At 53.2% G+C, this 23,105-nt stretch carries 19 protein-coding genes; 8 read left to right on the top strand and 11 right to left on the bottom strand.

Translation table 11 applies throughout. The features are described 5' to 3' along the window. Nucleotides 1–400: 400 nt before the first annotated feature. Nucleotides 401–1,084, top strand: coding sequence for an NAD(P)H-binding protein (locus C8N40_RS12575; protein ID WP_108212390.1), 684 nt, complete (start codon nt 401–403; stop codon nt 1,082–1,084). Nucleotides 1,085–1,267: 183 nt separating this feature from the next. On the opposite strand, the gene C8N40_RS12570 is transcribed toward C8N40_RS12575, so the two are convergent. The 3 genes from C8N40_RS12570 to C8N40_RS12560 form a co-directional block, all read right to left on the bottom strand. After that, on the bottom strand, nt 1,268–2,155 hold the full coding sequence (locus C8N40_RS12570; protein ID WP_108212128.1) for a ribose-phosphate pyrophosphokinase: 888 nt from the start codon (nt 2,153–2,155) through the stop codon (nt 1,268–1,270). Further along, nucleotides 2,152–3,666, bottom strand: coding sequence for a thymidine phosphorylase family protein (locus C8N40_RS12565; protein ID WP_108212127.1), 1,515 nt, complete (start codon nt 3,664–3,666; stop codon nt 2,152–2,154). Before C8N40_RS12565 ends, C8N40_RS12570 begins: the two co-directional genes overlap by 4 nt. Nucleotides 3,667–3,913: 247 nt before the next feature. After that, nucleotides 3,914–4,771 (bottom strand): ATP cone domain-containing protein, encoded by an 858-nt coding sequence (locus tag C8N40_RS12560; protein WP_108212126.1) that lies wholly within the window; start codon nt 4,769–4,771, stop codon nt 3,914–3,916. Between the two features lie 244 nt (nt 4,772–5,015). Between C8N40_RS12560 and C8N40_RS12555 the strand changes: the two genes are divergently transcribed. Together C8N40_RS12555 and C8N40_RS12550 are read left to right on the top strand one after the other, a co-directional pair. Beyond that, nucleotides 5,016–5,645 (top strand): hypothetical protein, encoded by a 630-nt coding sequence (locus tag C8N40_RS12555; protein WP_108212125.1) that lies wholly within the window; start codon nt 5,016–5,018, stop codon nt 5,643–5,645. A 371-nt stretch (nt 5,646–6,016) separates the two neighbouring features. Continuing rightward, on the top strand, nt 6,017–7,783 hold the full coding sequence (locus C8N40_RS12550; protein ID WP_108212124.1) for an APC family permease: 1,767 nt from the start codon (nt 6,017–6,019) through the stop codon (nt 7,781–7,783). A gap of 157 nt (nt 7,784–7,940) precedes the next feature. Here the strand turns inward: C8N40_RS12550 and C8N40_RS12545 are convergent, their stop codons facing one another. Further along, the gene (locus C8N40_RS12545; RefSeq protein WP_108212123.1) at nt 7,941–8,891 is read right to left on the bottom strand and encodes an NmrA/HSCARG family protein; all 951 of its coding nucleotides are present in this window, start codon (nt 8,889–8,891) and stop codon (nt 7,941–7,943) included. A 271-nt stretch (nt 8,892–9,162) separates the two neighbouring features. On the opposite strand from C8N40_RS12545, the gene ypfJ reads away from it, so the two are divergent. Together ypfJ and C8N40_RS23305 are read left to right on the top strand one after the other, a co-directional pair. Continuing rightward, on the top strand, nt 9,163–10,065 hold the full coding sequence (gene ypfJ, locus C8N40_RS12540; RefSeq protein WP_108212389.1) for a KPN_02809 family neutral zinc metallopeptidase: 903 nt from the start codon (nt 9,163–9,165) through the stop codon (nt 10,063–10,065). Between the two features lie 37 nt (nt 10,066–10,102). After that, the gene (locus C8N40_RS23305; protein ID WP_281259520.1) at nt 10,103–10,231 is read left to right on the top strand and encodes a hypothetical protein; all 129 of its coding nucleotides are present in this window, start codon (nt 10,103–10,105) and stop codon (nt 10,229–10,231) included. Nucleotides 10,232–10,434: 203 nt separating this feature from the next. Here C8N40_RS23305 and C8N40_RS12535 read toward each other — a convergent pair whose 3' ends face one another. From C8N40_RS12535 to C8N40_RS12510, 6 genes are all read right to left on the bottom strand, one after another. After that, nucleotides 10,435–11,190 (bottom strand): SDR family oxidoreductase, encoded by a 756-nt coding sequence (locus tag C8N40_RS12535; protein ID WP_108212122.1) that lies wholly within the window; start codon nt 11,188–11,190, stop codon nt 10,435–10,437. Between the two features lie 394 nt (nt 11,191–11,584). Beyond that, nucleotides 11,585–12,313, bottom strand: coding sequence for a phosphatase PAP2 family protein (locus C8N40_RS12530; protein WP_108212121.1), 729 nt, complete (start codon nt 12,311–12,313; stop codon nt 11,585–11,587). A gap of 7 nt (nt 12,314–12,320) precedes the next feature. Next, nucleotides 12,321–13,454 (bottom strand): VIT1/CCC1 transporter family protein, encoded by a 1,134-nt coding sequence (locus tag C8N40_RS12525; RefSeq protein ID WP_108212120.1) that lies wholly within the window; start codon nt 13,452–13,454, stop codon nt 12,321–12,323. Between the two features lie 31 nt (nt 13,455–13,485). Continuing rightward, a complete protein-coding gene (locus tag C8N40_RS12520; RefSeq protein ID WP_108212119.1) occupies nt 13,486–14,631 on the bottom strand; it encodes an efflux RND transporter periplasmic adaptor subunit in 1,146 nt (381 codons plus the stop codon). Between the two features lie 4 nt (nt 14,632–14,635). After that, nucleotides 14,636–19,006, bottom strand: coding sequence for a CusA/CzcA family heavy metal efflux RND transporter (locus C8N40_RS12515; RefSeq protein WP_108212118.1), 4,371 nt, complete (start codon nt 19,004–19,006; stop codon nt 14,636–14,638). A gap of 11 nt (nt 19,007–19,017) precedes the next feature. Beyond that, nucleotides 19,018–19,503, bottom strand: a complete 486-nt coding sequence (locus tag C8N40_RS12510) for a hypothetical protein (protein ID WP_108212117.1) — start codon at nt 19,501–19,503, stop codon at nt 19,018–19,020. 1,401 nt (nt 19,504–20,904) lie between these two features. On the opposite strand from C8N40_RS12510, the gene C8N40_RS12505 reads away from it, so the two are divergent. Next, nucleotides 20,905–21,162: a hypothetical protein gene (locus tag C8N40_RS12505; protein WP_108212116.1), complete on the top strand. Its 258-nt coding sequence runs from the start codon at nt 20,905–20,907 to the stop codon at nt 21,160–21,162. Here C8N40_RS12505 and C8N40_RS12500 read toward each other — a convergent pair. Then, nucleotides 21,150–21,446 (bottom strand): hypothetical protein, encoded by a 297-nt coding sequence (locus C8N40_RS12500; protein ID WP_108212115.1) that lies wholly within the window; start codon nt 21,444–21,446, stop codon nt 21,150–21,152. The two genes, C8N40_RS12505 and C8N40_RS12500, sit on opposite strands and share 13 nt — an antisense overlap. 5 nt (nt 21,447–21,451) lie before the next feature. Between C8N40_RS12500 and C8N40_RS12495 the strand changes: the two genes are divergently transcribed. Together C8N40_RS12495 and C8N40_RS12490 are read left to right on the top strand one after the other, a co-directional pair. Beyond that, the gene (locus C8N40_RS12495) at nt 21,452–22,033 is read left to right on the top strand and encodes an RNA polymerase sigma factor (protein WP_108212114.1); all 582 of its coding nucleotides are present in this window, start codon (nt 21,452–21,454) and stop codon (nt 22,031–22,033) included. 59 nt (nt 22,034–22,092) lie between these two features. Further along, nucleotides 22,093–23,103 (top strand): FecR family protein, encoded by a 1,011-nt coding sequence (locus C8N40_RS12490; RefSeq protein WP_108212113.1) that lies wholly within the window; start codon nt 22,093–22,095, stop codon nt 23,101–23,103. The last annotated feature ends 2 nt before the right edge of the window (nt 23,104–23,105 follow it).

Here is a 23,105-nt window from a genome sequence, read left to right as displayed (position 1 = left end):
CTAAGTATGATGTAGCTACTTGCCAAATGACCTCCATTTTGCATAGTACAGGTCATTTTACGCGCATACTACCTGTTCCCGGTCCTACACCTTCATCCAGGGGTTTCGGTCTGCTGCTTATAGTGTACCCATCAGTTGGTTCAGCCATTGCAAATCGTAGAAGGAAATATAGCAAAATTGATGTAGATATGCCTGAAAAAGGAGGTTTGACTAATAATTATCAGATTAAAGGGTATCAGGGCAATTGATACTTACACAGGTGAAGTAGGGAGGGGCTAAAATAGCTTAGCTACCTGGCCGGGTTAGGGCAAAAGTCTAAAATGATGCCGGGCAGTTTACTTTGTTTGAAAACAAGGGCGCGAGTAAGGCGTTATAACATGACACTAGAAAAATAATGGTAATGAAAACAGCACTCGTTATTGGCGCAACAGGTTTGGTGGGAAAGCAGCTCGTGCAACAGTTGCTGGCAGACAGCCGCTTTCATAAAGTAATTGTGTTTGGCAGGCGGCCCCTGGGCATAGCGGATGCCAAACTGGAGGAGCACCTCATCAACTTTGATGCGCCTGAGGAATGGCAGCACCTGGTGAAGGGGGATGTGCTCTTTTCCTCGCTCGGCACTACCCTGAAGCAGGCCGGTGGACAGAATCAGCAGTATAGGGTAGACTACTACTACCAGTTCAAATTTGCAGAAGCCGCCACCCAGAACGGAGTGCCGACCTATGTGCTCGTCTCCTCGTCAGGCGCCAACCCCAAATCCCTGATCTTCTACTCCCGCATGAAGGGAGCACTGGAGGAGGCTGTAAAAAAGCTTGGTTTCCAGAGTATCAACATCCTGCAGCCCGGCCTATTGCACGGCCACCGTGACGAAAGCCGTTTCGGGGAAGTGGCTGCCTACAAGGTGCTGCACCTGCTCGATAAAGTGGGGCTGGCGGGCAAGTACAGGCCTTACGAGGATAGGGTGGTGGCGCAAGCCATGGTGAACGCCGGTATCGCCGCAGTGCCGGGCGTGCACATCTATACCCTGGGGGATATTTTTAAGCTGGCAGAAGGCATGCCTCAGGAACGCAGGCAGCATTCCACGTAAGCTGCCTCCTATTCCGTTTTAAGTGCTTATGGCGTGCGGGAAGAAGGTATACTTTGACAGGTTCAAGTTGCAGAAGTATAATGTGTTGGAAGACCAGGGTGCTGGGCTTTTAATTTTGCACGTAATTTGGAGATACGCATGTTCAACTGCCTCCGGTTGAGAGCATCAGGTTTTCTATACTTTCTAAAAACTGTCAGCAGTTATAGCCTCTGCCAGAATCGCATCCACGCGAATAGCGTTGGATGGATGGGTGATGGTGTTGCAGGTGACTACTTTGGCAGCACCCGCGCTCTGTAAGGCCTCGTAGGCACCTGCTCCAAATACCGCATGCACGCCAATACAGACGGGGCTGATGCTGGTCAGTTTTTTCAACTGTTGTATCGTTTCGATCATCGTGCGTGCCGTCGAGATAATGTCGTCCACAAGCACAGGGGTATGATCTTTATACTGTACCAGGACAGGTTGGGATACCTCTACGTGTTTATCGCCCAGGCGCGTTTTCTGTAGCACCAGGCTGGGAAATTCTGCCAGTCCTGCCACCTCGCTTACCCACTGCATACTTTCTTCATCGGGGCCGATAAGGATAGGCTTCGGTACGTGCTGTTTCACCCAGTCGGCCAGCAAGGGGGCCGCATGCAGGGCAAGCGCAGGTATAGTATAAAGCTCCTGTAAACCGTGAAAACGGTGTAGGTGCGGGTCAATGGTAAACAGACTGTCAGCTATACTTGAGATCAGCTTCGCAAAGTACCGGGATGTGATGCCTTCTCCTGACTTGAACTGCTTGTCCTGGCGCATGTAGGCAAGGTAGGGAGCCACCAGGCAAACATGCTGAGCTCCTAATTCACGCAAGGTTTGGGAAAGCAAGTATAAAGGCAGTAGCTTTTCGTCGGGATGGTGCAGCGTGCACACCAGCACAACCTGCCTGCCTTTCACTTCGCTGAGGATCCGAATGTAAGTTTCCCCATCCGGAAAGGGCCTGATCTCAGCTTGGCCGCGCTCGGCACCTAGTATGGCTGCCAGCGAGTCCGTTAGTTTCTCATTTCCGGGTAATGCAAAAAGGAGCTGTTTCATACTTCCGGGGCAATTTGTATAACATCCCTGACACTGTTCAGGTACTCGAGTGCGTAGGTTAGCTCGCCCTGCGTCTCCGCGTAAATGGTCAGCAGGGGCTGCCCTTGCTGTACCTCGGTTCCGATAGGAGCTTTAAAGAGTATCCCCGCTCCCGGTGATGTGGGCGCACCGGCGAGTTTAGCAATTTTTGCCAACTTGCGGTTATCTATCTTGGTAATGAAGCCATTTGCCTGGGCAGGAATGTTATGCCGGAGCGGTGCTGTGACCGGCTCTTTAAAGCCTCCCTGCGCGTGGCAAATGCTGTAGAACTTTGCCAGCGCAGCGCCACTCTCCAGTATCTCCTGTGCCTGTGCATAGCCTTTTCCTTTTTCTGCCACGCTGGCCGTCTCAAGCATCAGGCCCGCTATTTTCAAAGCGCGGTCTTTCAGGTCTTTTGGCGCATCGGGTTCGTTGCGCAGCACGGACAGCACATCCAATGCTTCCAGCGCCGGACCAATGCCGCGCCCTACGGGCTGGGAGCCATCCGTTATCAGCACCTCCACTTCCATCCCGATGGAGAGGCCCACAGCCCGTAAGTAATACTCCAGCAGAAAGGCTTCCTCCTTGGTTCGTACTTTTGCGGTTTCGCCTACCGGAATGTCGATGATAGTATGGGTAGAACCCGCAGCGGCTTTTTTAGAAAGAACAGAGGCAATCATCTGCCCCGGGCTGTCCACATCGAGCGCCTTTTCAACGTAGATGATCACGTCGTCCGCAGGGCTTAGCTTGACGGTGCCGCCCCAAACCATACAGCCTCCCTCTTGCTGCACCACTTTCTGAATTTCATCCAGCGTCAGGTTGACAGGCGTCATGGTCTCGATCACGTCGGCGGTACCGGCGGGGGAGGTGATGGCCCTGGAGGATGTTTTGGGGATGGTTAAGCCAGCCGCGGCAATGATGGGTACCACGATAGGGGTAGTGCGGTTGCCCGGCAGGCCGCCAATGCAATGCTTGTCAATGATCAGGGGCTTGTGCCAGCTTAGCCTGGAGCCTGATTCAATCATGGCCTTGGTAAGGTATATCACCTCGTCCAGTGCCAGGTTATCGCCGGAGCAGGCCGTCACGAAGGCAGCGATCTCTATATGGGAGTAAAAGCCCTTTATGATATCGGAAACGATTTCCTGCAGTGCGCGCTCGTTGAATTTCCTGTCAAACATTTTGGCCCTGACGTGGCTGAAGGAGCGGATGGGGCGCAGGTGCTCGATGGTTACCAGGTCTCCCTCCTGCACCAGCAGGCTCTCAAAACCATAATCCGACAGCGAGGCCTCCCCGTCGTGCAGCAGGTCGGAGGAGATAACCACCAGTGTGGCGATGATGCTCCTGGCCTCAAAAATGACCTCCACCCGGGTGCTGGCCGTAAAGCCTTCCGACCGGCATACCTGCGAATCGGCCCGCACAAAAATCATGTTCTCGGTATGCGTGTCTATACCTAGTCTCCGGAGGCGTAAGATATTGCCAGGGCTTCCTTCCATACTTTCAGGATTACTTGTTTCAATACTGATGCAGCATCAAAGAACTATACTTGCGGGGGTGAACGATAGCCCCTCCTATACTTGGGTGGGGGCCTTTCACCTTAAAATTCAAACCCAAAGGCTACTGTCATTCCGTCAAGAAACTTGGTTGATAAAGAGGGCCTCTATCCCCGTAGATTAAGCCTTTGCTACTTGCAACCAAGATTCTTTCAAGGTGACAAAAACCGAGAATGAACCATAGCCCAGGCTATACCTGGGTATGGCCGCACAAGCTTCTTACTTCCTGCATAATGCCATCCAGGCGGTGGTGCCTGATGCCAGCTTTGAGCAGCAGGGACTCATTGGAAAGCAACTCTTTGCAGAGGACCAGGTTCTGCTCCAGCAGATGCTGCTTTTCAGCCTTCGTGAGTGTGGTAAGGCAGGTTAACGGGTATAGCTCAAATACATCCGTCAAATCCTTCAGGCTTCCTTTAGCAGGGAAGTCCCACCCAACCAGGTGCATGTTCATGCAGGTGCCATACCGTATGGCATCGTCGGTGAAGCGGGTATTGGTCACCACCCATCCCTGGTGAAAGCGTACGTCAAATTCATTACCCGTCAGCTCTACTTTCTCCACATCCTTAAACCGGGAATGGATGTACATCGGAACCTTCACATCACTCTTGGTGCCCAGCAGGTTATGAAACTTGCACTCAATCATATAGGTCCGCCCTTCTTTGGTGGCTACAATATCTATTTCATGACGTACACAGTGGCCGTTTATAAACTCTCCTATACGTGTGCTGTAGCCCTGGGAATTCAGGATTTCCGCTATGAATTTCTCAAAAGGAAAGCCACTTGGCCCTAGCTCCATGATGCCCCGCTTTAGGCTATAGCGCGCAGCGGTACTTTTGGAAAGCTTTTTTAGGATAGCGTATGCCAGCCGGTATATTTTCTTGGTGGATATGCCTTCGTACAGGCTCGGTTCCAGTTGCCGGAGCACTTCTTCCACCATGGCGGGATCGGCACCTGATCTTCTCAGAGAGGATGTCAGCTTGCGTAGGGAGAAGGGGACTACCTCACCAGATGATTTTACAACTTCTATCTTATCGGTTATTTCTGCCATAGTGGTCGGGAGTGTTTAGCCGCAATACGAAGCAAGCGCATCAAACTGCCATTCAAGTGCAACCAAGCTGCTGATTGTCGGTTTATTGCATGCTGTTATACTTCGCGAACAATGAGAATGCTGCTTCGTTAATTAAATATAATAAGATTTATTCGAAGTGAGTAACCGGATGCTTTGTCCGGTGTGGTGGCATCAGGGACCGGATGCAGCAACAAAACCTGAGTAGCAGCAAGTAGTGGGAAGTATGGAAAAGGAAAATTTAAGCCAGAAACTTGTTTTCACAGCGACAGCCCTTGTGGGGTATGTTGCCTTGATTGCAGCCGCGCGCCGCTGGTACCTGCAATGGGGAGCCACGGCAGATGAAATAGCTCAGCCCTTGCCGGGGGATGAGTTGATGGATCATGCCTCGGCAAACCATGCCATCACAATACAGGCTCCGGTACAAGCAGTATGGCCCTGGCTCAAACAAATCGGGCAGGATAAGGCAGGCTTCTACAGTTACTCTTTCCTCGAGAACCTGGTGGCCGCAGACATTCATAATACAAACCGCGTTGTGCCGGAGTGGCAGCATTTGAAGGCCGGCGATACCATTAGGCTGGCATCTAAAAAGGTGTATGGCGACAAGCCACTGCTGCCGGTAGTGGCCCTGGAGGAAAACCACTACTTGGTGCTGAAAGGGTGGGGAGCCTTCGTGCTTAAACCCCTTGACAGCCACACAAGCCGCCTGCTGATACGTTCGCACGGACGAAGGTATGGGTGGGGAATGCGCCTGCTGCTCTTTTTGCTGCTGGACCCGATTCACTTCCTGATGGAGCGCCGGATGCTCATTGGCCTGAAGGAGCGGGCTGAGCGTGCCTGGCAGCAGGATACCTGAATATGCTCTTCCTTGTGTTGATAGTTCTGAGTATCCATACTTAACGCTGAATGTCAGCACATCTTGGCTCTAAATCCTAAGCCTTTTCGGGCCTTATCTCAGGAAAAGTCCTGCTGTTCTTCCTTCACCGTTACACAACCAGGATGCCATTTTGTGTATTAAAGTATACTGCCAAGTAAGGAATCTCTGTGAAAGGAGAGGTCATGATGCCCTTTTTTCCCTTTTCCATGTCGGAATACTGGCAATAGCGAGATTTTTTGTGTTGGATGGGGAAGGCCAAAGGTAACAACTACCTGGACAGTTAATTAGCGGGTGATTTTTAAGCTGCATCAGCTTGCCGGGCCGTATACTGTAGGGTATTTTACAGCCCTATGCAGCAGGACACTTCTACCGCCGTAGCTCCATCGCACCCGCCTAAGCTGAAAGAGCTGGCGGCCACAGCCATCTGCGGGAATGATATCACTTCTTCCTGCCTGTATGTATCGGCGCTGGCCATCATTTATGCCGGCCAGTACGCCTGGGTAGCGCTCCTGATGGTGGGAGGGGTGCTGTTTTTGTTCCGCAGTATTTATGGCGAAGTGGTGGGCGCCCTGCCCTTGAACGGAGGTGCCTACAACGCCTTACTCAATACCACCAGTAAAAGTACCGCCTCGCTGGCGGCATGCCTTACCTTGCTTTCCTACATGGCCACAGCGGTTATTTCGGCCAGCGAGGCGATGCATTACGTGCACCACTTCTGGCAAGGGCTTCCCATCCTGTATGCTACCATCGGCCTTCTGGCCCTGTTCATGGGCTTGACCATTATGGGCATCGGCGAGTCCTCTATTGTGGCGATCATTATTTTCATCACGCATATTTCCACCCTGACGCTTTTGGTGCTGGTCGGCTTCTTCTACCTCTTCAGCCAGGGGTTCGGTACACTTGCCCTTAATTATAGTCAGCCGCTGGAAGGAAGTATATGGAAGGCGCTGTTTTTCGGCTTCGCGGCTGCCATGCTCGGGATATCCGGCTTTGAGAGTTCAGCTAACTTCGTGGAGGAGCAGGCACCGGGCGTTTTCCCCAAAACCCTGCGCAACATGTGGCTGGCGGTCACCATCTTTAACCCGCTTACCGCCTTTCTGGCCGTCGCCATCATTCCCATCGCAGCTTCTGTCGAAAACCAGACTGCCTTGCTGGCTTACCTGGGGGAAGTGGCGGGGGGCAGTTGGCTTGCCGTGCTTATCTCGGTGGATGCGGCCCTGGTATTGAGCGGGGCCGTGCTGACTTCCTATGTTGGGATGACAGGGCTGGTGCAGCGCATGACACTGGACCGCTGTCTGCCCCAGTTTCTGTTGAAGATGAACAAAAGAGGCTCCGCTTACCTTATCATGATAAGCTTTTTCCTGCTGTGCGTTTCCATTCTCTTCATCACACGCGGCGACATCGGGGCTTTGGCAGGTGTGTATACCATCTCCTTCCTGTCTGTGATGGCCCTGTTCGGGCTAGGAAACATCCTGCTTAAGTTTCGCAGGAACCGGCTGCCGCGTCCGGTCCGCGCTTCCGCGCTGGTGCTGTTCGTGGCTATTTCGGCGGTTTTGGCGGCGCTGGCAGGAAATGCTATTCTGAATCCGGCCTATGTGTGGGTATTCCTGGAGTACTTCATCCCGACGGTTGCCGTGGTCTTCATCATGCTCTACCGGATCGAGCTGCTCATCTTCGTGGCCTACCTGCTGCGGCAAATAGAGCAGCAGCTAAACAAAAGGCTTCCTTTTACCTCGCGCAAAGTAATCCGCCTGATCCACCGGATCAGATCACAGCAATTTGTCTTCTTCACCAGGGGCGACAACATCGCCAACATCAACAAGGTGATGCGCTACATCGTGGAGAATGAGCACACCAACCGTATCAAGATCGTGAACGTGCTGAAGGAGGGGGAGGCACCTCCCAAAAAACTGATGCACGAGGTGGAGGTGCTGGACCTGGCTTACCCGGAGCTCGAGGTGGACTTTGTGATCCTCCGGGGACATTTCGGGCCGAAGCTGGTCCAGGAACTCTCCAATAAATGGGGGATACCGAAAAATTTCATGTTCATTGGTTCGCCCGGCGACCGTTTCCCCTACGGATTGCAGGAAATGGGCGGTGTCCGGTTGGTTATCTGATATCAGAAGAGGCGTTATACTTACCTGCATGGCTGCCGCTACAGCGTGAACGAAGGCCTGAAGCAGTATTACAGAAACAGAATGTCCACACGCATACTTCTCTGATACAAACCCGTAGCACGTCCAGCACTCGTACCTCAGCCAGCGGATTTATACTTTACTCCAGCGGAATGCGGGCGGCGTTTTCGGCCAGCCATACGTCAAAGGACTTCAGCTCGGGGTTCAGCGCCCTGGAGAGGCTAACATCCCGGACGCTGTTGCACACCTCATCAAAGTCGCGGTAAAACTGGAACATGTTTCCCAGGTCATCGGCGCCGGGGAAGCCAAAGCTGCGGAACGTCTCCGGGGACACGCTGTTGTACAAAACCTCCTGACCCAGGGCTTTGGAAAAGGCCGCGGCCATCTCCTGGCCGGTCAGGTGTTCGCCGGCAACGCCCACCGTTTTACCGATCAGCTCCTGCCCTCTTTTAAAAATCCCGTAGGCGCACTTCCCGATATCCTCTGAGGCTATCCCGGCCATTTTTTTGTCACCCATGGGCAGGGTTAAGTATAGTTTGCCGTCCGGTCCTTTTTTCGGGCCCATGCCAAAGTATATGAAGTTGTCCCAGTAAAAGGACGCGCGCAGGAAGGTAGTGGGCACGCCCAGCTCCGTAAACAGGTGGTCGGCTTCGCCCTTGGCGTCAAAGTGCGGCACTTTATACTTGCCCTGCAGGGTGGGCATGCGGTCGTCGTCCAGCGGTACCCATTGGCGCGTGTCTTCCAGCGTAGACCAAATCACGTGCTGCAGGCCTGCTGCTTTGGCGGCCTCTGCCATACTTTTGGCTTCGGCATACTCCTTCTCCGGGGAGAAGTGCGCCCAGAAGAACGTAACGCAGTAAGCTCCGTAGGCGCCTTGCAACGCACGGTTTATACTTTCCTTGTCGTCGATGTCGGCTGCTACCACCTCCGCTCCCAGGGCGGCAAGTGCCGTGGCCTTCTCAGAGTTGGTATCTCTGGTGATGGCGCGTACCGCGAATTCGCTGTTGCTGTCCTGAAGAATTGCCCGTGCAACCCCGCCACCCTGGGCGCCCGTCGCACCAAAAACCGTGATTATCTTTTTCGAAGCCATACTTGTTGATTGTAGTATAAGACGAATATTTGTACTCCCACAGTTAGACTTACGCATGCGTCGCAGTTGGGGCTAATCAACCGCGCTCCGAAGTATTGGAGCCAGCAAGTTTTAGGCAAGGGCGGTGCTGCAGGCTATGGCACCAGGATATTGAAAAAATAAGACATCCTGGTGAAGCTGCCCACCGTTATACTTTTCTGAAAGAAGTATGCACCCGAAGTGAGTGGAAGTATAAAACTACTTCCACTCACATTCCTTAATGTCAGAAGTTATGAAATGGCGAGGCAGAAGAAAAAGCACCAATATTGAAGACCGTAGAGGTCAGGCAGCAGGCGGTTTCGGAGGTGGGGGCAGAGGTATCAACCCCATGCTGCTTGTCCCATTGTTCCGCCTCCTCTTCTCTAAGGCAGGCCTGGTGATTGTGGCTGTGCTGGCGCTGGTGTTTTTCCTGACAGGGACTAACCCCCTGGCGCTCCTGCAGCAATTTGTGGGAGGGGAACCGCAGTTTGCACAGACAACAGACTACCAGCCAAGCCCGGAAGAGCAGGCGCTGGCCGAGCAGACGGCCGTTGTGCTGGCAGACACAGAAGACGTCTGGAACAAGATCATGCAAGGTTACCGGGAGCCCACCCTGGTGCTGTTCTCAGAGCAGGTAAGCTCAGCTTGTGGACTAGCTTCATCTGCCACCGGTCCCTTTTACTGCCCCGGCGATGAAAAGCTATACATCGATCTAAGCTTTTTCAGTGAAATGGAACACAAGCTTGGTGCTGCAGGAGACTTTGCGCAGGCTTATGTGGTGGGGCATGAGGTAGGGCACCATGTTCAGAAACTCACCGGTACCATGGATCAGGTAAATGCCCTGCGGGGCAAATTATCCCAAGCAGAGTTTAACCAACTGATGGTCAGAGTAGAGTTACAAGCCGATTTTTATGCCGGGGTTTGGGCGCACCACACCCAACGGGCAACAGGTTTTTTGGAGCCAGGCGACCTGGAAGAAGCCCTGAATGCAGCCAGCGCCATCGGCGATGACCGCCTTCAGAAGCAAGCTACCGGAAGAGTGGTACCTGACTCCTTTACCCACGGCACCTCTGCTCAAAGGGTGCGCTGGTTTCGAAAAGGATTCGAGACAGGCGATGTGTCGCAGGGGGATACCTTTAATGCTGTCGAGTTGTAGCGTAACAGGAGCAACAAGTATAAAAGCCCTTCCGGTGATGGAAAGGCTTTTATACTTTGTTACCGAAAAGAGCAAGCAGTACAGGCAGCAACCTGCACCGCTTACCGCTGCACTCTTTATACTTCGCCTCCGCCTGCCCCATCACCTCTTCCAGTACCTCCTGTAGTGCGGCTTTTACATCGAAGCGCATAAAAAAACAGGGGTAGAACAGCTTACTGATTTTCTATACTTTAAGTGCTTTTCAGTCAGAGGAGTTTGCAGCTAAAAACCAGGATGTGTACAGAACAGGTATAGTTAGCCCGGGGCAAGTACCATGCTGCAGGTGGTTTTTGCCAATTCCAGTATAACCATGCCCTATTCCTGTTGGAATTACCTCGCCACCCAGCCTCCATCTGCTACCAGTGCATGTCCGGTCGTAAAAGAAGAAGCGTCGGAGCAGAGCCATATGACAGCCTCGGCAATCTCTTCCGGCTCCCCAAAACGTCCGATGGGTTCCCCCGCTACCATAGCCTCTCGTGTTACATTGTTCTTTTCCAGAAAGCGGTCGATCATGGCAGTTTGTATGGCACCCGGACAAACGGCATTAACCCGTACACCCGACTGCGCATACTCCAAGGCGGCAGTTTTGGTGAGGCCAATAACTGCGTGCTTGGAGGCCGTGTATATGGGGATGCCCGGAAAACCGATGACGCCGGCTATGGAAGAGCAGTTGACGATGGCACCCTTGCCCTGCCGAAGCATAAGCGGAATTTCATACTTCATACACAACCACACGCCCTTCACGTTTACGCCAATGACCTTATCGAAATTTTCTTCGGTTACTTCGTGGGTAGGGGCAGAGGCACCCTCAATGCCGGCGTTGTTAAAGGCGTAATCCAGGCGGCCAAAGGTGTTTACAATTTGATCCATCATGGCTTGCACGTCGCTGTTTTTCGATACATCGCATTTTATAAAGATGGCTTCTCCACCGGCAGCCTGGATTGTCCTTACTGTTTCCTGGTCTTCTTTCCAATCTACAACGGCCACTTTGGCGCCTCGTTGGGCAAACATAATAGCGGTGGCTCTGCCTATGCCAAAGCTTCCTCCGGTCACAACAGCCACTTTGTTTTCAAATTGCCTTTCCATAAGTATAACTTAAGTGATTTTAAACAGACAGGGGTTAACGGGTCAGAACAAAAACGGGGTGGACTGCCGGAATAGGGGTAGGGCGTAAACCGATTTATAAAACGGGATTACAACAAGGACAATGGCTTCAGCGTGATGCTCCAACCATACTTTACAGGAGGTGTATTATAATGATGTCGGGGTAGATTATGTATTTTATTACATACAATGTGGTGGTTTTGTTTCAGGTATATGGCCTGAAAGAAGCAGGCAAGCATTTTTTTGACAAGCTGGATATGAATTCAAAAAATAATGGCCGCTCCCCCTGGGTGGAATGTATAGCCACCCAGGGACTGCATTGGACTACTGATACGGCGTCTAACCGGGAAAGAGCATCAAGCATCGGGTGTGAGCGCTACGCTTGTTTTTTAGCTGCCGCTACAGCTTTGCTGTTTGCGCGCTTCTTATACTTGCTTACATAAAAGTGCTCAAGCCGGCTCATCAGGTATAAAGACAAAATCAGCCACAGTATACCTACCAGGTAACCCGCCGCAACGTCGGTGGCATAGTGCATGCGCAGGTAAATGCGGCTGAAGCCAACCAGTATCACTGCCAGCGTGAAGAACACCGACAGCACCCAGCGCCATACTTTGTTTCTGACAGTAGTCCAGATGATGTAAAGGAGCAGGCCATGGAAAACGCCGCCGTTCATGGTATGGCCGCTCGGAAAACTGAAGCCTGTTATTTCCAATGGAGTGAGAAAAGGCCTGGGGCGCTCATAATAGTGTTTCAGGAGCTCGTTTAGCAGAGAAGTGGAAAAGGAAATGACAAGAACCCGGAGCCCGTTCCAGCGCATGTCCCGGTAAAAGGAAAACAGCAACGCAAGTATAGCCGGCATGATGACCAGGTACCGGGCAGAGCCCAGAAAGGAAATGAGGTGCATCGCTCGCGTCATGGCAGGGGAGGCGATGCGGTCTGTAAAGGCAAACAGCAAGGCGTCAAAGCCGGTGTCCCGGTCAGCGAATACATCATGAATCAGGTGAAACAATACAAACAGACTGGCCACAAACAGCAGGCTGACCAACAGGAACTTGACAGTGAGCAGGGCCACCAGGTGCACTATGATTCGATGAAGCCCTTTCATCCCTGAATTACCCGGCAATGCTTACGCCAATCAGTTTGCCAATGCCAAAGGTAATGGCCGCAGCGGCCAGGCCGAACAGCACCTGCCGGAAGCCCGAGAACCAGATGCTTTTGCCGGTAAAGAGCGTAATGGCCGCGCCAATCACAAACAAGCCCGCTGCACTGAATGCCAGGCTTTGGAAGATGGCCGCGTAACCGGACGTATAGAAAAAGGGAATCACCGGCAGGATGGCCCCTACAGCGAACAGGATAAAGGAAGCAATGGCCGCCTCCCAGGCGGAGCCTTTTAGTTCCTCGGTGTTTATGCCCAGTTCCTCCTTCACCAGTATTTCATGGGCCTGCCCGGTGTCCTGTATGGCAGCGGCCGCCATGTGATGCGCTTGCGCTTCGGGTATGCCTTTGGCCATGTAAATCAGGGCCAGTTCCCGCTTTTCGCCTTCCGGGTTGGTTTCAATTTCGAGCATTTCGAGCGCCATCTGCCGTTCATAGAGTTCCTGCGAGCTCTTCACCGAAATCCACTCGCCCAGGGCCATCGAGAGCGCCCCGGCCAGCAAACCGGCCATACCTGCCAGCAGCACGCCGCTTTGTCCCTCCGTAGCACCCGCCACGCCCATCACCAGGCTCATGTTGGAAACCAGCCCATCGTTGGCGCCCAGCACGGCAGCCCGCAACGCGTTCCCACCAATGGTGCGGTGCTTGCCCTCGATGCGGGAGAGGTGCTCGCCGGTGACCTTGCTTTTGTTATTGAGCAGCGTCTGCAGGATTTTGACGTGGTTCGCTTCGTCGCCGGAAATGGGAATGTGGCTTTTTTCTTTTTGAGTCAGTTGCGCGCTGGTGATGCTTTTCTCCGTGTCCAGCAGCACACCAATCACATAGCCGTAACCGAAAATTTTCCCGATACGGTTCAGCATGCGGGCGCGCCAGGAGGGCGGCGGCAAGCCGATGGTTATCCCTTTGCTGCGCAGGCTGGCTTCCATTTTAGTGGCGTGCTCGTGCTCAATGGCACCCAATTCGCGGAACATACTGGCAATGGCTGGCACTTCTTCCGCCGCTGCGATACGTTCGTACAGAAAAGCGGCATCTACTTCTGTTTGCAGACTGGTTGTATATTTTTTATCCGGTAGTGTGTCTGTTGCGGCCATAGGATATCGATAATGTTATGTAAAGGAAGCTTTACTCTTCTTCCTTGTTTTTCAGCTTCATAAGCAAAGCATAAGCCCCGTTGGTGACGTAGGTCTGGCTTTCCGGGTGTAGGGTGGCGCTTGGAAGAAGTGCTGTATAACCGTTCTCAGAATTGCCGGTCTTGGCTTCCACCATTTCGTAAATGCTGCTGTCCCGTACCGCGAAAACATATTGCTTGTTGCCGTAGCGCACAATGGCCTCGTCAGGCAAGGTATAGGCCTGCTTGCTCTGTACCTCAATGTCCGCATTCATGAACATACCCGGTACCAGCGACGGGTCTTCCTTCTCCAGATGGCAATGCACTTCTATTGCCCGGTCGCCGGTTACGTCCTTGCCAATGTAGATGATTTTTGCTTTATACTTTTTCTCCGGCTGATTGGCCCGGTAGGCCACTACCTGTTGCCCGATTTCGAGTTTATCCAGGTCCTTTTCGAACACGGTGAGCATCAGGTGCAGGTCGCGCGGGTCCACCAGCTCAAACAGCACGTCAGTCGGCACAACATACTTGCCGGTGTTCACATTCACCTTCGTGACGTAGCCGTCGATAGGGGAGTAGAGGCGCATGGTGCGGGTGAGCGTACTTTCCGTTAGGCGGCCGGGATTAACCCCCACCATGCGGAGTTTCTCGCCCAGCGCCTTCAGGAGCACCTGCTGGCTTTCGTAGTCGGCCTTTGTTTGCTGAAAAACCTTATCGCTGCTGGCCTTGCTCTGGTTTAGATCGCGCTGCCGGTTAAACTCCTGCTCCAGGTACCACAGGCGGGCTTTGGCTGTCAGGTAGTCCTGCTGCAGCTGGATATAGGCCTGGTCTTCCAGTTCAGCCATCAGCTGTCCCTTTTTCAGGTGCATGCCGGGGAGCAGCGTAGTTTGTTTCAGGTAGCCGCCCAAGGGAACACTTACGGAAATTACATTTTGCGGAGGAGCTTCCATCACGCCGTTTACCTGCAGTACCGTTGAGATGATTTTTTGCTCCGGCTTGCCTATTTCTACTTTGGCGTTCTTACGCTGTGCCGGGGTAAGTTGTACCAGGTTCGTCTCCTGTGGCTTATCACTGGCCGTTGATTCGACAGACCGCTCCGTGCCGCAGCCTGCCAGCAGACCGATAAAAGCAGCAAAGTATAGAAGGAGTAGTTTTTTCATGGCGTTACCAGCTTCGGGTTAGGGCATTAATCTCAAGTATACTCAGGTTGTAGTTTCTGACGGCCTCGAGGTAGTTGCTCTGCAGTGTGATGGCCTGGCTGATCAGCAGCACCCACTCCAGGTAGTCGATCTCGCCGCCCCGGAATTGCTCGTCGGCTGTAGATATGATAGATTCAGCATTGGGCAGGGCGGTCTCTTCGAAATAGGAGAGGTTTTCCTGGGCCAATCGGTATTGCTCCTGTGCCTTTCGCAGTTGGGTTTCCAAACCTAGCTTTCCGGCATGGTAGCTGTTCCGGCTAACCTGCTCCTGTAGCCGGGCGGCCTGGATCCGCGACTTCTGCGCCCCGAAAAACAGCGGAAGCCCCACCCCGAACTGCACGGCAGAAAAGCGATCGGAGGAAGTATAGTTTCGTTCTACCCCATCCACATTCTGCAGGCCTTTGATGCTTTGGTTGCTGTAGCCTACCTGCAGTTCGGGCAGCAGCCTGGCCTGTTCCACTTTTGTCTGTGCCTGACTAATTTCCTGTTGTTGCTGTAACAGCTTCAGGTAAGGGTGTGCTTCCAGTACTGCCGTATCACCGGTGGCAGGTAAGGTCATTTTCATCGGATGGGCAGCCGGAACGTATACCGTATCTGTCTGGAGCAGTAATTGAAACTGTTGCTGAAGTCCGGCTATTTCCTGTTGCAGCTGCTTGAGTTGTATACTTACCTGCCCGCGCTGCGTTTGGGCCGTGTTTCTCTCCAGGATGTTGCTGGCTCCTTTCTCGAAGCGAAGTTCCGCGTTGCGCAGAAAGGTGGAAAAGAGGCTGTCGGTACGGAGCAAAAGCTGCTGTTTTTCGCGGACATACAGCATGTCGTAGTATACCCGCGTCACCTGCCATTGCAGCTCAAAAGTGGTGAGTTCTGCCTGCAGCACGCGCTGCTGCCACTGGCGCCTGAGCAGCCGTTTTTGTTGGGTATATAGGGTTGGGAAATTGATGCTCTGCACCACGCTGAAGCGGGTATCGTTGTAGGCGGTGTTGATTTGCCCGTATTCCCCGGCAAGCACCGTTTGCGGGATATCCCAGGCGGTTCCCTGGAGCTTCTGTTGTGCAACTGCCTGCAGCCGCTCGTTCTGCAGTGCGAGATTCTGGTGGAGTGCCTTAGCAATCGCCTGCTCCAGCGTAATGGGCTGCTGGGCGGAGGCCAGGTTCGGAAGCAGCAGCAGAAGCATGACGCTAACACTGGTTGCAACCGCTTTGTTTGCCGGCTTGTCATGGTGCGCGGCTTTCTCAAAAAGAATGTATAGCGAGGGAAGCACGAACAGGGTAAGCAGCGTGGCAACGATCAAACCGCCAATTACCACCGTGGCCAGCGGACGTTGTACTTCGGCCCCGGCCCCCATGCTCAGGGCCATCGGCAGAAAGCCCATGCTAGCCACGCTTGCCGTCATCAGCACCGGGCGCAGGCGCGTTTTGGTGCCTTCCAGCACAATCTCCTGCAGGCTGAGGCCTCCGGCCATCCGCAAGCGGTTAAACTCGGCCACCATCACAATTCCGTTGAGCACGGCCACGCCAAACAGTGCGATAAAACCCACCCCAGCCGAGATACTGAACGGCATGCCCCGTATCCACAGGGCAAAAATACCACCGATGGCTGACAGGGGAATCGCCGAGTATATGAGCAAGCCGTAGCGCACGGAATGGAAGGCAAAGTATAGCAGCAGGAAAATGAGCGCCAGCGATATCGGTACGGCCACTGTCAGACGATCGCGGGCGGCTTTCAGGTTTTCAAATTCGCCACCGTACACCACGTAATAGCCGGGAGGGAAGGTTATCTGCTGTGCTACCTTTTGCTGCAACTCATCCACTATACTTTGCACGTCGCGACCCCGCACGTTAAAACCCACCATAATGCGCCGTTTGGCGTCTTCACGCTGTATCTGGAAAGGCCCCTCCTGCAGTTGTACATCCGCCAGCAAGTATAGCGGCACCTGTTGCCCGGAAGGCGTCGGGATGAGCAGGTTCTGCACGTCGCGCAGGTTCTTCCGCAGCTCGCCCTGCAGGCGCACGACCAGGTCAAAGCGCCGCTCCCCTTCAAATACCAGGCCGCTGCTGACACCGGCAAAAGCGGCATTGACGGTCCGGTTGATGTCGGCGATGTTGGAGCCGTGCTGTGCAATGGCAGCGTGATTATACTTGATAACGATCTGTGGCATGCCGGTCACCGTCTCCACATAGAGGTCAGTGGCGCCTTCTACGGTAGTGGCCAGTTCACCCAACTGGCTGGCGTAGCGGGCCAGCGTGTCCAGGTCCTCCCCGAATATCTTGCAGACTACGTCCTGGCGGGCGCCCGTCATCAGTTCGTTGAAGCGCATCTGCACCGGGTACTGGAAGCCGGCCGTTATACCGGGTACATCCTGTATGGCATGCCCCATTTTCTCGGCCATTTCATCAAAGGAGGTGGCAGAAGTCCATTCTGCCTTTGGCTTCAGGATAACCATCATGTCGCTGGCTTCTATCGGCATCGGGTCGGTCGGTATCTCGCCGGAACCAATCTTGGTCACCACTTTCTCTACCTCCGGAAACCTGTCCAGCAGGATACCAGCCGCCTGCTGGGTCGAGCGGATGGTGGTATGGAGGTTACTGCCCGTCAGCACGCGGGTGTCCACGGCAAAGTCGCCTTCCTCCAGGGCAGGTATAAACTCACCACCCAGCGACAGCAACACCAGTACCGCACCGGAAAAGAGAAGCACTGCCCCGGCAATGATCGTTTTAGGAAACTCGATCACGCGGCGCAGCTGCTTCTGGTAAAAACTCTCCACCTTGGCCATCATCCTGTCAGAGAAAGAAGGTTTGTGGCTGATTTTCTTGCTCAGGAAAAGCGCGCTCATCATCGGCACGTAGGTCAGCGAGAGAATGGCGGCGCCAATCAGGGCGAAGGATACGGTTTGCGCCATGGGGCGGAACATTTTGCCTTCTATACCCACCAGCGCCATGATGGGCAGGTACACGATCAGGATGATGATCTGCCCGAAGACGGCGCTGTTCATCATCCGGCTGGTCGAATGCTGCACCGTATCGTCCATTTCCGGCTGAGTCAGGCGGGTGGCCGTGGCGAAGCGCTTGTTGGAATGGAACGTATGGAGCACCGACTCCACGATGATCACGGCACCGTCTACAATCAGGCCAAAGTCCAGTGCACCCAGGCTCATCAGGTTGCCGCTCACGCCAAAGGTGTTCATCAGGGTGACGGCAAAGAGCATGGAGAGCGGGATAACCGAGGCCACAATCAGGCCGGCCCGCAGGTTGCCCAGGAACAGGACCAGTACAAACACCACAATCAGGGCGCCCTCCAGCAGGTTATTTTCCACCGTGCTGATGGCGTTGTTTACCATCTTTGTCCTGTCCAGGAACGGCTCGATGACCACACCCTCCGGCAGCGATTCGCTGATCTGGTCGATGCGGGCTTTCACATTTTTGATGACTTCGTTGCTGTTGGCCCCTTTCAGCATCATCACAACGGCACCGGCCACCTCACCCTGGTCGTTGTAGGTCATGGCGCCGAAGCGGTTGGCATGCCCGTAGCCTACCTCCGCCACATCGCGCAGGTAGAGGGGCGTGCCGTTTTCGGTATTGGCAACGGCTATACTTTTGATATCTTCTATACTTCCCAGCAGGCCTTCGCTGCGGATAAAAAGCACGGCGTCGCCTTTGTCGATGTAGGAGCCACCGGTGTTCTGGTTGTTGTTCTCCAATGCCATGAACACATCCGAGATGGACAGGCCATAGGATTTGAGCCGGGAGGGGTCTATCGCAATCTCATACTGCTTCAGGTAGCCGCCGAAGCTGCTCACATCCGCCACGCCGGGTACCCCCAGCAATTGCCGCCGCACAATCCAGTCCTGAATGGTGCGCAGCTCCATGGCATCATACTTGCTCTCGTAACCCTTTTCGGGCCGCACCACATACTGGTAAATTTCCCCCAGGCCGGTGGTGACAGGACCTAATTCCGGCGTGCCCACGCCCGCCGGTATCTGCGGCTGCACGGCCTGCAGCCGCTCTGCCACCTGCTGCCGGGCCCAGTATACATCCACCCCATCCTCAAACACAATGGTTACCAGCGAAAGGCCGAAGCGGGAGAAACTACGGATCTCTTTTATGCCAGGAATGTTGTTGTTAGCCTGCTCTACGGGAAAGGTGACAAGCCGCTCGATGTCCGGGGCGCCCAGCGATGGCGCCACCGTGATCACCTGCACCTGGTTGTTGGTGATATCGGGCACCGCATCAATCGGCAGCCGTGTGAGGTTGTAGACACCCATCAGGATCAAACCGATCACGAAAAGCCCGATGATGAGCTTGTTCTGTATGGAGAAAGATATGATCCTGTTCAGCATACCTAGTAAGCTTAATCGTCGACATCACCCTCGCTGCTGCTCAATTGCTGGCTTACGGGCCGGTCTTGCTGCAGCTCAGTATGTCTGATCTGGCCGCCTAAGTACCCGACGCGCGCCATGGCTGCAAAGGCCAGTAACGTGAGGACGGTGGCTAAACCAAAGTGTACGCTGGAAGAAGAACGGTACTGCCGCAGCAAGGCGGCCAGGGAGGCTATACCTGCTGCGGCCATCACCCGGATAGCCAGCTCTGCAGCTTCTTCATGTCCTTCCATGGCCGTCACTGAGATGCCAGGAATATTTTCCAGCCGTTCTTCGGCAGGCTCCCCGGTCAGGTATACTGGTACGGCCATAATTGTCATGGCCACAATGATGGCAGCTGCTACCGACCTTGTCGTTTTCTGATTTTGAGCCATGCCCCACAGCATGACGCCACCGCCGATCAGGGTTCCTGCGATCGGGAAATGATTCAGCAGCAGGTGAATATGAGTTAAGTCCATGGCAGTGCTTTCGTAGGAAGGGCCTCTGATAAGGGTGTGATTATCCGTCAGTTGTTGCTCAGCTTTAGGCCGGGCTTGATGTCAGCTGCCGCCCCTCCATCCGGAAGGCGCCGGCGCTGAGGCGACCTAAGCTGCTTCAGGCTTTGCCATGCTATGGGGTAACCGGTCAGTGGTTTCAGGGTGCATCACCCCGGCAACTTCAAGCACACATTTTTATACTTCCCGGCTTATTTTATCCATCTGCTGTTGATGAATAAATTAAATGTACGAGAGTAAAGGTAAATTGTAAATGATAATAATCATGTTTTGTAGTTGAGTCTAATCTTGCTCTCTTAAGGCATTGGTAGAAAAATGAGAATACTTAAGTAGAAGCTACTAGGCTGTGCCTGAGAAATGGAGTATAGTTGAATCTGCTGTGATTGTGGCAATCGGAGGGAAGATAGATAGCAGATGAGCCACGGCAGATACGAGCTAAGCCAGCGGCAGTAGGAACTGGTTAAAAAAGAGCTGCCGCAGCCAGTCATTCTGGAGGACAGTAAAGGCAGGTCCCGCAGCTGCTCAGGCTCCCGTAACTGGAGGAGAAAAGGCTTTGGTAGTGATTTCGGACAGTGACTACCTAAGCCAGCTTGTCTGAAAGGGCCTGCGGGAGCAGTTATAAAGGCCCACATACCCAAGAGGGACCTGCCAGGGGGAAGCAGGCGCAGAAGAAAGGAAACGCCTGTGGGCAATACGGAGCTGTACCGCCGGAGAAACATCATCGAAAGACTCTTCGGCATGCTGTACAAGATGTGGCCGGTTTGCCTGTCGGGTCAACAAGCTCGATGACAGCAACCGGGCTTTTGTTCAACAGGCTTTTATGAAAGTCTGCCCCAAACCTTATCTTTCAGACATACCCTGTGTCGCAGCAATAAGCCACGGTCTCCCGCAGTGGTCATCGCAGTTGCCTTAACTAAACTCTCATCTATACAGAGCAGCCTAAGCCTTTCTTGTATTGTAATGTGCTCCCTCTATGTCTTGTGGGGTGCTTTGCCTTCTAACTTCTAAAAATGAGGTGTAGCAAAAGCGAGTAAGCTCATCTTCCGTCAGATGTTGCCCAAAACAATACGGTTGGGAAACAGCAAAGAAGCTGGATACCGGTAAGCCGCTGCTCCTGTAACAGAGGTAGGGGAGACGTAAGCTTAGACGTCTTTCCAACGCTGCATGTAGGTGTACTCTACAAGCCCGGAGGCTTCATACAGCCCTCCGGGGAGTAGCCGCTGTAGCCTTAAGGACAGGAAAACAGTAAATGCTAGAGACTTAACACGGGCTTTTCCTTATGGTAATTTAGAGGTAACAATCGATTCCTACCTTCACATGGTTTTTAAACGGATTACAACCATTTTAAGCTAAAACTACAGGCAAATGGCAACAAATCAAGTACAAGATTTTTCACTACTCCTGGCAGGCACTGAATTGGAAACCCCCACCGGAATCGGTCGATTCAGGTTATACAAAGAGGGTAACTTCCGGGGACAGAATGTATTGGTTGAGTTCTTCAATGGAAAGACCAAATGGTATCCCGAAGGAGCCCTGAAACTTGCCGAAGCGGGTGAAAGACGTGTACGCCCGGTTATGTGTCGGGCAAGAAGGCAAACAAACGAAGTTTACTACGCATTATAGTTTAAAGTTACCCGTTCGAGTTCATTGTTCACATAAACGCCATGCAGGCTACCTGCATGGCGTTTCCTGAAATCGCCCGAGAATACCCCGCAGCCTTTAGCTAACTCGAAAACAAGTGCTGGTTGCAAGGTAATAGCCGTTTCCTGATTTACCAGGCTTTTGGCCTTTAAGCCCTTATGTTTTGCTCCCCATTCCTTAAAATCAGCAAGAATAACATTGAGGTTATATAGGAACAATATATTTGCTGCTGTGCCTTCCTTCGAAACTGTAGGTACCTGATGCAAGGCAAATGAAGAATTTACCTGATACTGATTTATTTAAGCTTGTCCAGCAGGACGATGAGCGGGCGTTTACCGTCCTGTTCGACCGTTACAAGGTCATCCTTTTCCGCCATGTGCTCAAGCGGACGGGGTCTGAGGATGAGGCCAGTGAGATTCTGCAGAACATTTTTCTGTCCCTTTGGAAAAACCGTGGCTCCATTGTCATTGAGGAGAGTTTGTCACCGTACCTGATAGGGGCCGCACGTAAGAGTGTCCTGGCACTTTATGCCAGCAGCCAGAAAGAGTTGAAGCAGGTGCATGTGTTGCTTGAGCAGCCTGCACAGGTTACCTACCCGCGGGAGGAGTATATCATTGCCGAGGAACTTGAGCAGCAATTGAGGCGGGAACTCGCCAGAATGCCGGAGACCATGAAGAAAGCCTTTGAACTGAGCAGGTATGAGCATTTGTCTGTGCGCGAGATTGCCAACATCCTTAACCTTTCAGAGCAGACGGTGAAAAACAATATCACCCTGGCCCTGCAACGGCTTCGCGGAAAGCTCAAGCCAAGCCAGTTTATTCACGTTGCCCCCTTTCTTCACTTTTTAAGCTAACACAAAGGTAATAATTCCTTAACGGTACCTGCAGCCCTGTTTGCCAATTATAAAGGTGAATGGGAACAACATCAGACACCGAAAAAGCAAAGGCCCTGCTCAGAAGATACCTGGCCGGTCAGTGCACCGCGCAGGAGCGGGCGCAGGTAGAAGCCTGGTATGCTGGCCTCGAGGCCGAGGCACTTCTTGCTTCCCGGCAGGAAGCAGCGTCCATCCGGAAAGTGGAAAAAAACTTAAAAGATGCGCTAGCTGAGGAGAGAAGCAGCAGGAGGCTGCGCTTACTGCCTGTACAGGCAATGTTGAGGGTTGCGGCCATACTTGTACTGGCTGTAACGGCCGCCCTGTCTTATTACAAGTATAAAGCCGCAGACCAGCGGTCACCAAACCCGACAGAGATAATCGCGCATAACGGGGAGCGGAAAGAGCTTTATCTGAAGGACGGATCAGTCGTTTACCTGAACGCAGGCTCCAGGCTTGTTATCCTTCCTGACTTCGGCCAATCATCAAGAGAGGTTTTCCTGACTGGAGAGGCTTTCTTCAAGGTGGCATCCGATTCCCTTCGTCCTTTCATCGTCAAGACTCACGCGGTAACAACGCGTGTACTTGGTACTTCCTTCAATGTGCAGGCCTACGAAAATGAAAGCACAGCCTCGGTTGCCGTAGCGGGGGGCAAGGTGAGCGTGGCCAAAGAACGGCAGATGGACGGAAACTTCTTTGAAGAGAAACTACTTCCGGGCCGGCAGCTAACATTCAGTAAGGCCGACCAGAGATATACTGTCAGTGACACGGATGTGGCACAGCTCAGCGCCTGGCGGCATGGGCTGGCCTATTTCGACAACGAGTCGGTTGATGCGATTGCCAGGAAACTGGAAAGAAAGTATGACCTCCGCATCCGTGTCACAGGGGATGATAAGCCTGAATGCAGGTATACTTTTCGGATCAGCGACGAGCCCATCGAGAAAGTACTGGAAATTTTGTCGCGCGTAGCCGGCATCACCTATACCATTCAACCAGACACCATATTAATCAGCACGGAAGCATGTAGCAATATTACGCCTAATGGAAAGTAGCG

The sequence above is a fragment of the Pontibacter mucosus genome, from assembly GCF_003054055.1.
GTDB lineage: Bacteria > Bacteroidota > Bacteroidia > Cytophagales > Hymenobacteraceae > Pontibacter > Pontibacter mucosus.
The sequence above is the reverse complement of the archived record's forward strand: the minus strand, read 5'-3'. Positions and strand labels throughout refer to the sequence as shown.

Bases quoted from the DNA above. Each gene is read 5' to 3' on its own strand.
- C8N40_RS12575 (WP_108212390.1), top strand. From the start codon at position 401: ATGAAAACAGCACTCGTTATTGGCGCAACAGGTTTGGTGGGAAAGCAG.
- C8N40_RS12570 (WP_108212128.1), bottom strand. From the start codon at position 2,155: ATGAAACAGCTCCTTTTTGCATTACCCGGAAATGAGAAACTAACGGAC.
- C8N40_RS12565 (WP_108212127.1), bottom strand. From the start codon at position 3,666: ATGGAAGGAAGCCCTGGCAATATCTTACGCCTCCGGAGACTAGGTATA.
- C8N40_RS12560 (WP_108212126.1), bottom strand. From the start codon at position 4,771: ATGGCAGAAATAACCGATAAGATAGAAGTTGTAAAATCATCTGGTGAG.
- C8N40_RS12555 (WP_108212125.1), top strand. From the start codon at position 5,016: ATGGAAAAGGAAAATTTAAGCCAGAAACTTGTTTTCACAGCGACAGCC.
- C8N40_RS12550 (WP_108212124.1), top strand. From the start codon at position 6,017: ATGCAGCAGGACACTTCTACCGCCGTAGCTCCATCGCACCCGCCTAAG.
- C8N40_RS12545 (WP_108212123.1), bottom strand. From the start codon at position 8,891: ATGGCTTCGAAAAAGATAATCACGGTTTTTGGTGCGACGGGCGCCCAG.
- ypfJ (WP_108212389.1), top strand. From the start codon at position 9,163: ATGAAATGGCGAGGCAGAAGAAAAAGCACCAATATTGAAGACCGTAGA.
- C8N40_RS23305 (WP_281259520.1), top strand. From the start codon at position 10,103: ATGGAAAGGCTTTTATACTTTGTTACCGAAAAGAGCAAGCAGTACAGG.
- C8N40_RS12535 (WP_108212122.1), bottom strand. From the start codon at position 11,190: ATGGAAAGGCAATTTGAAAACAAAGTGGCTGTTGTGACCGGAGGAAGC.
- C8N40_RS12530 (WP_108212121.1), bottom strand. From the start codon at position 12,313: ATGAAAGGGCTTCATCGAATCATAGTGCACCTGGTGGCCCTGCTCACT.
- C8N40_RS12525 (WP_108212120.1), bottom strand. From the start codon at position 13,454: ATGGCCGCAACAGACACACTACCGGATAAAAAATATACAACCAGTCTG.
- C8N40_RS12520 (WP_108212119.1), bottom strand. From the start codon at position 14,631: ATGAAAAAACTACTCCTTCTATACTTTGCTGCTTTTATCGGTCTGCTG.
- C8N40_RS12515 (WP_108212118.1), bottom strand. From the start codon at position 19,006: ATGCTGAACAGGATCATATCTTTCTCCATACAGAACAAGCTCATCATC.
- C8N40_RS12510 (WP_108212117.1), bottom strand. From the start codon at position 19,503: ATGGACTTAACTCATATTCACCTGCTGCTGAATCATTTCCCGATCGCA.
- C8N40_RS12505 (WP_108212116.1), top strand. From the start codon at position 20,905: ATGGCAACAAATCAAGTACAAGATTTTTCACTACTCCTGGCAGGCACT.
- C8N40_RS12495 (WP_108212114.1), top strand. From the start codon at position 21,452: ATGAAGAATTTACCTGATACTGATTTATTTAAGCTTGTCCAGCAGGAC.
- C8N40_RS12490 (WP_108212113.1), top strand. From the start codon at position 22,093: ATGGGAACAACATCAGACACCGAAAAAGCAAAGGCCCTGCTCAGAAGA.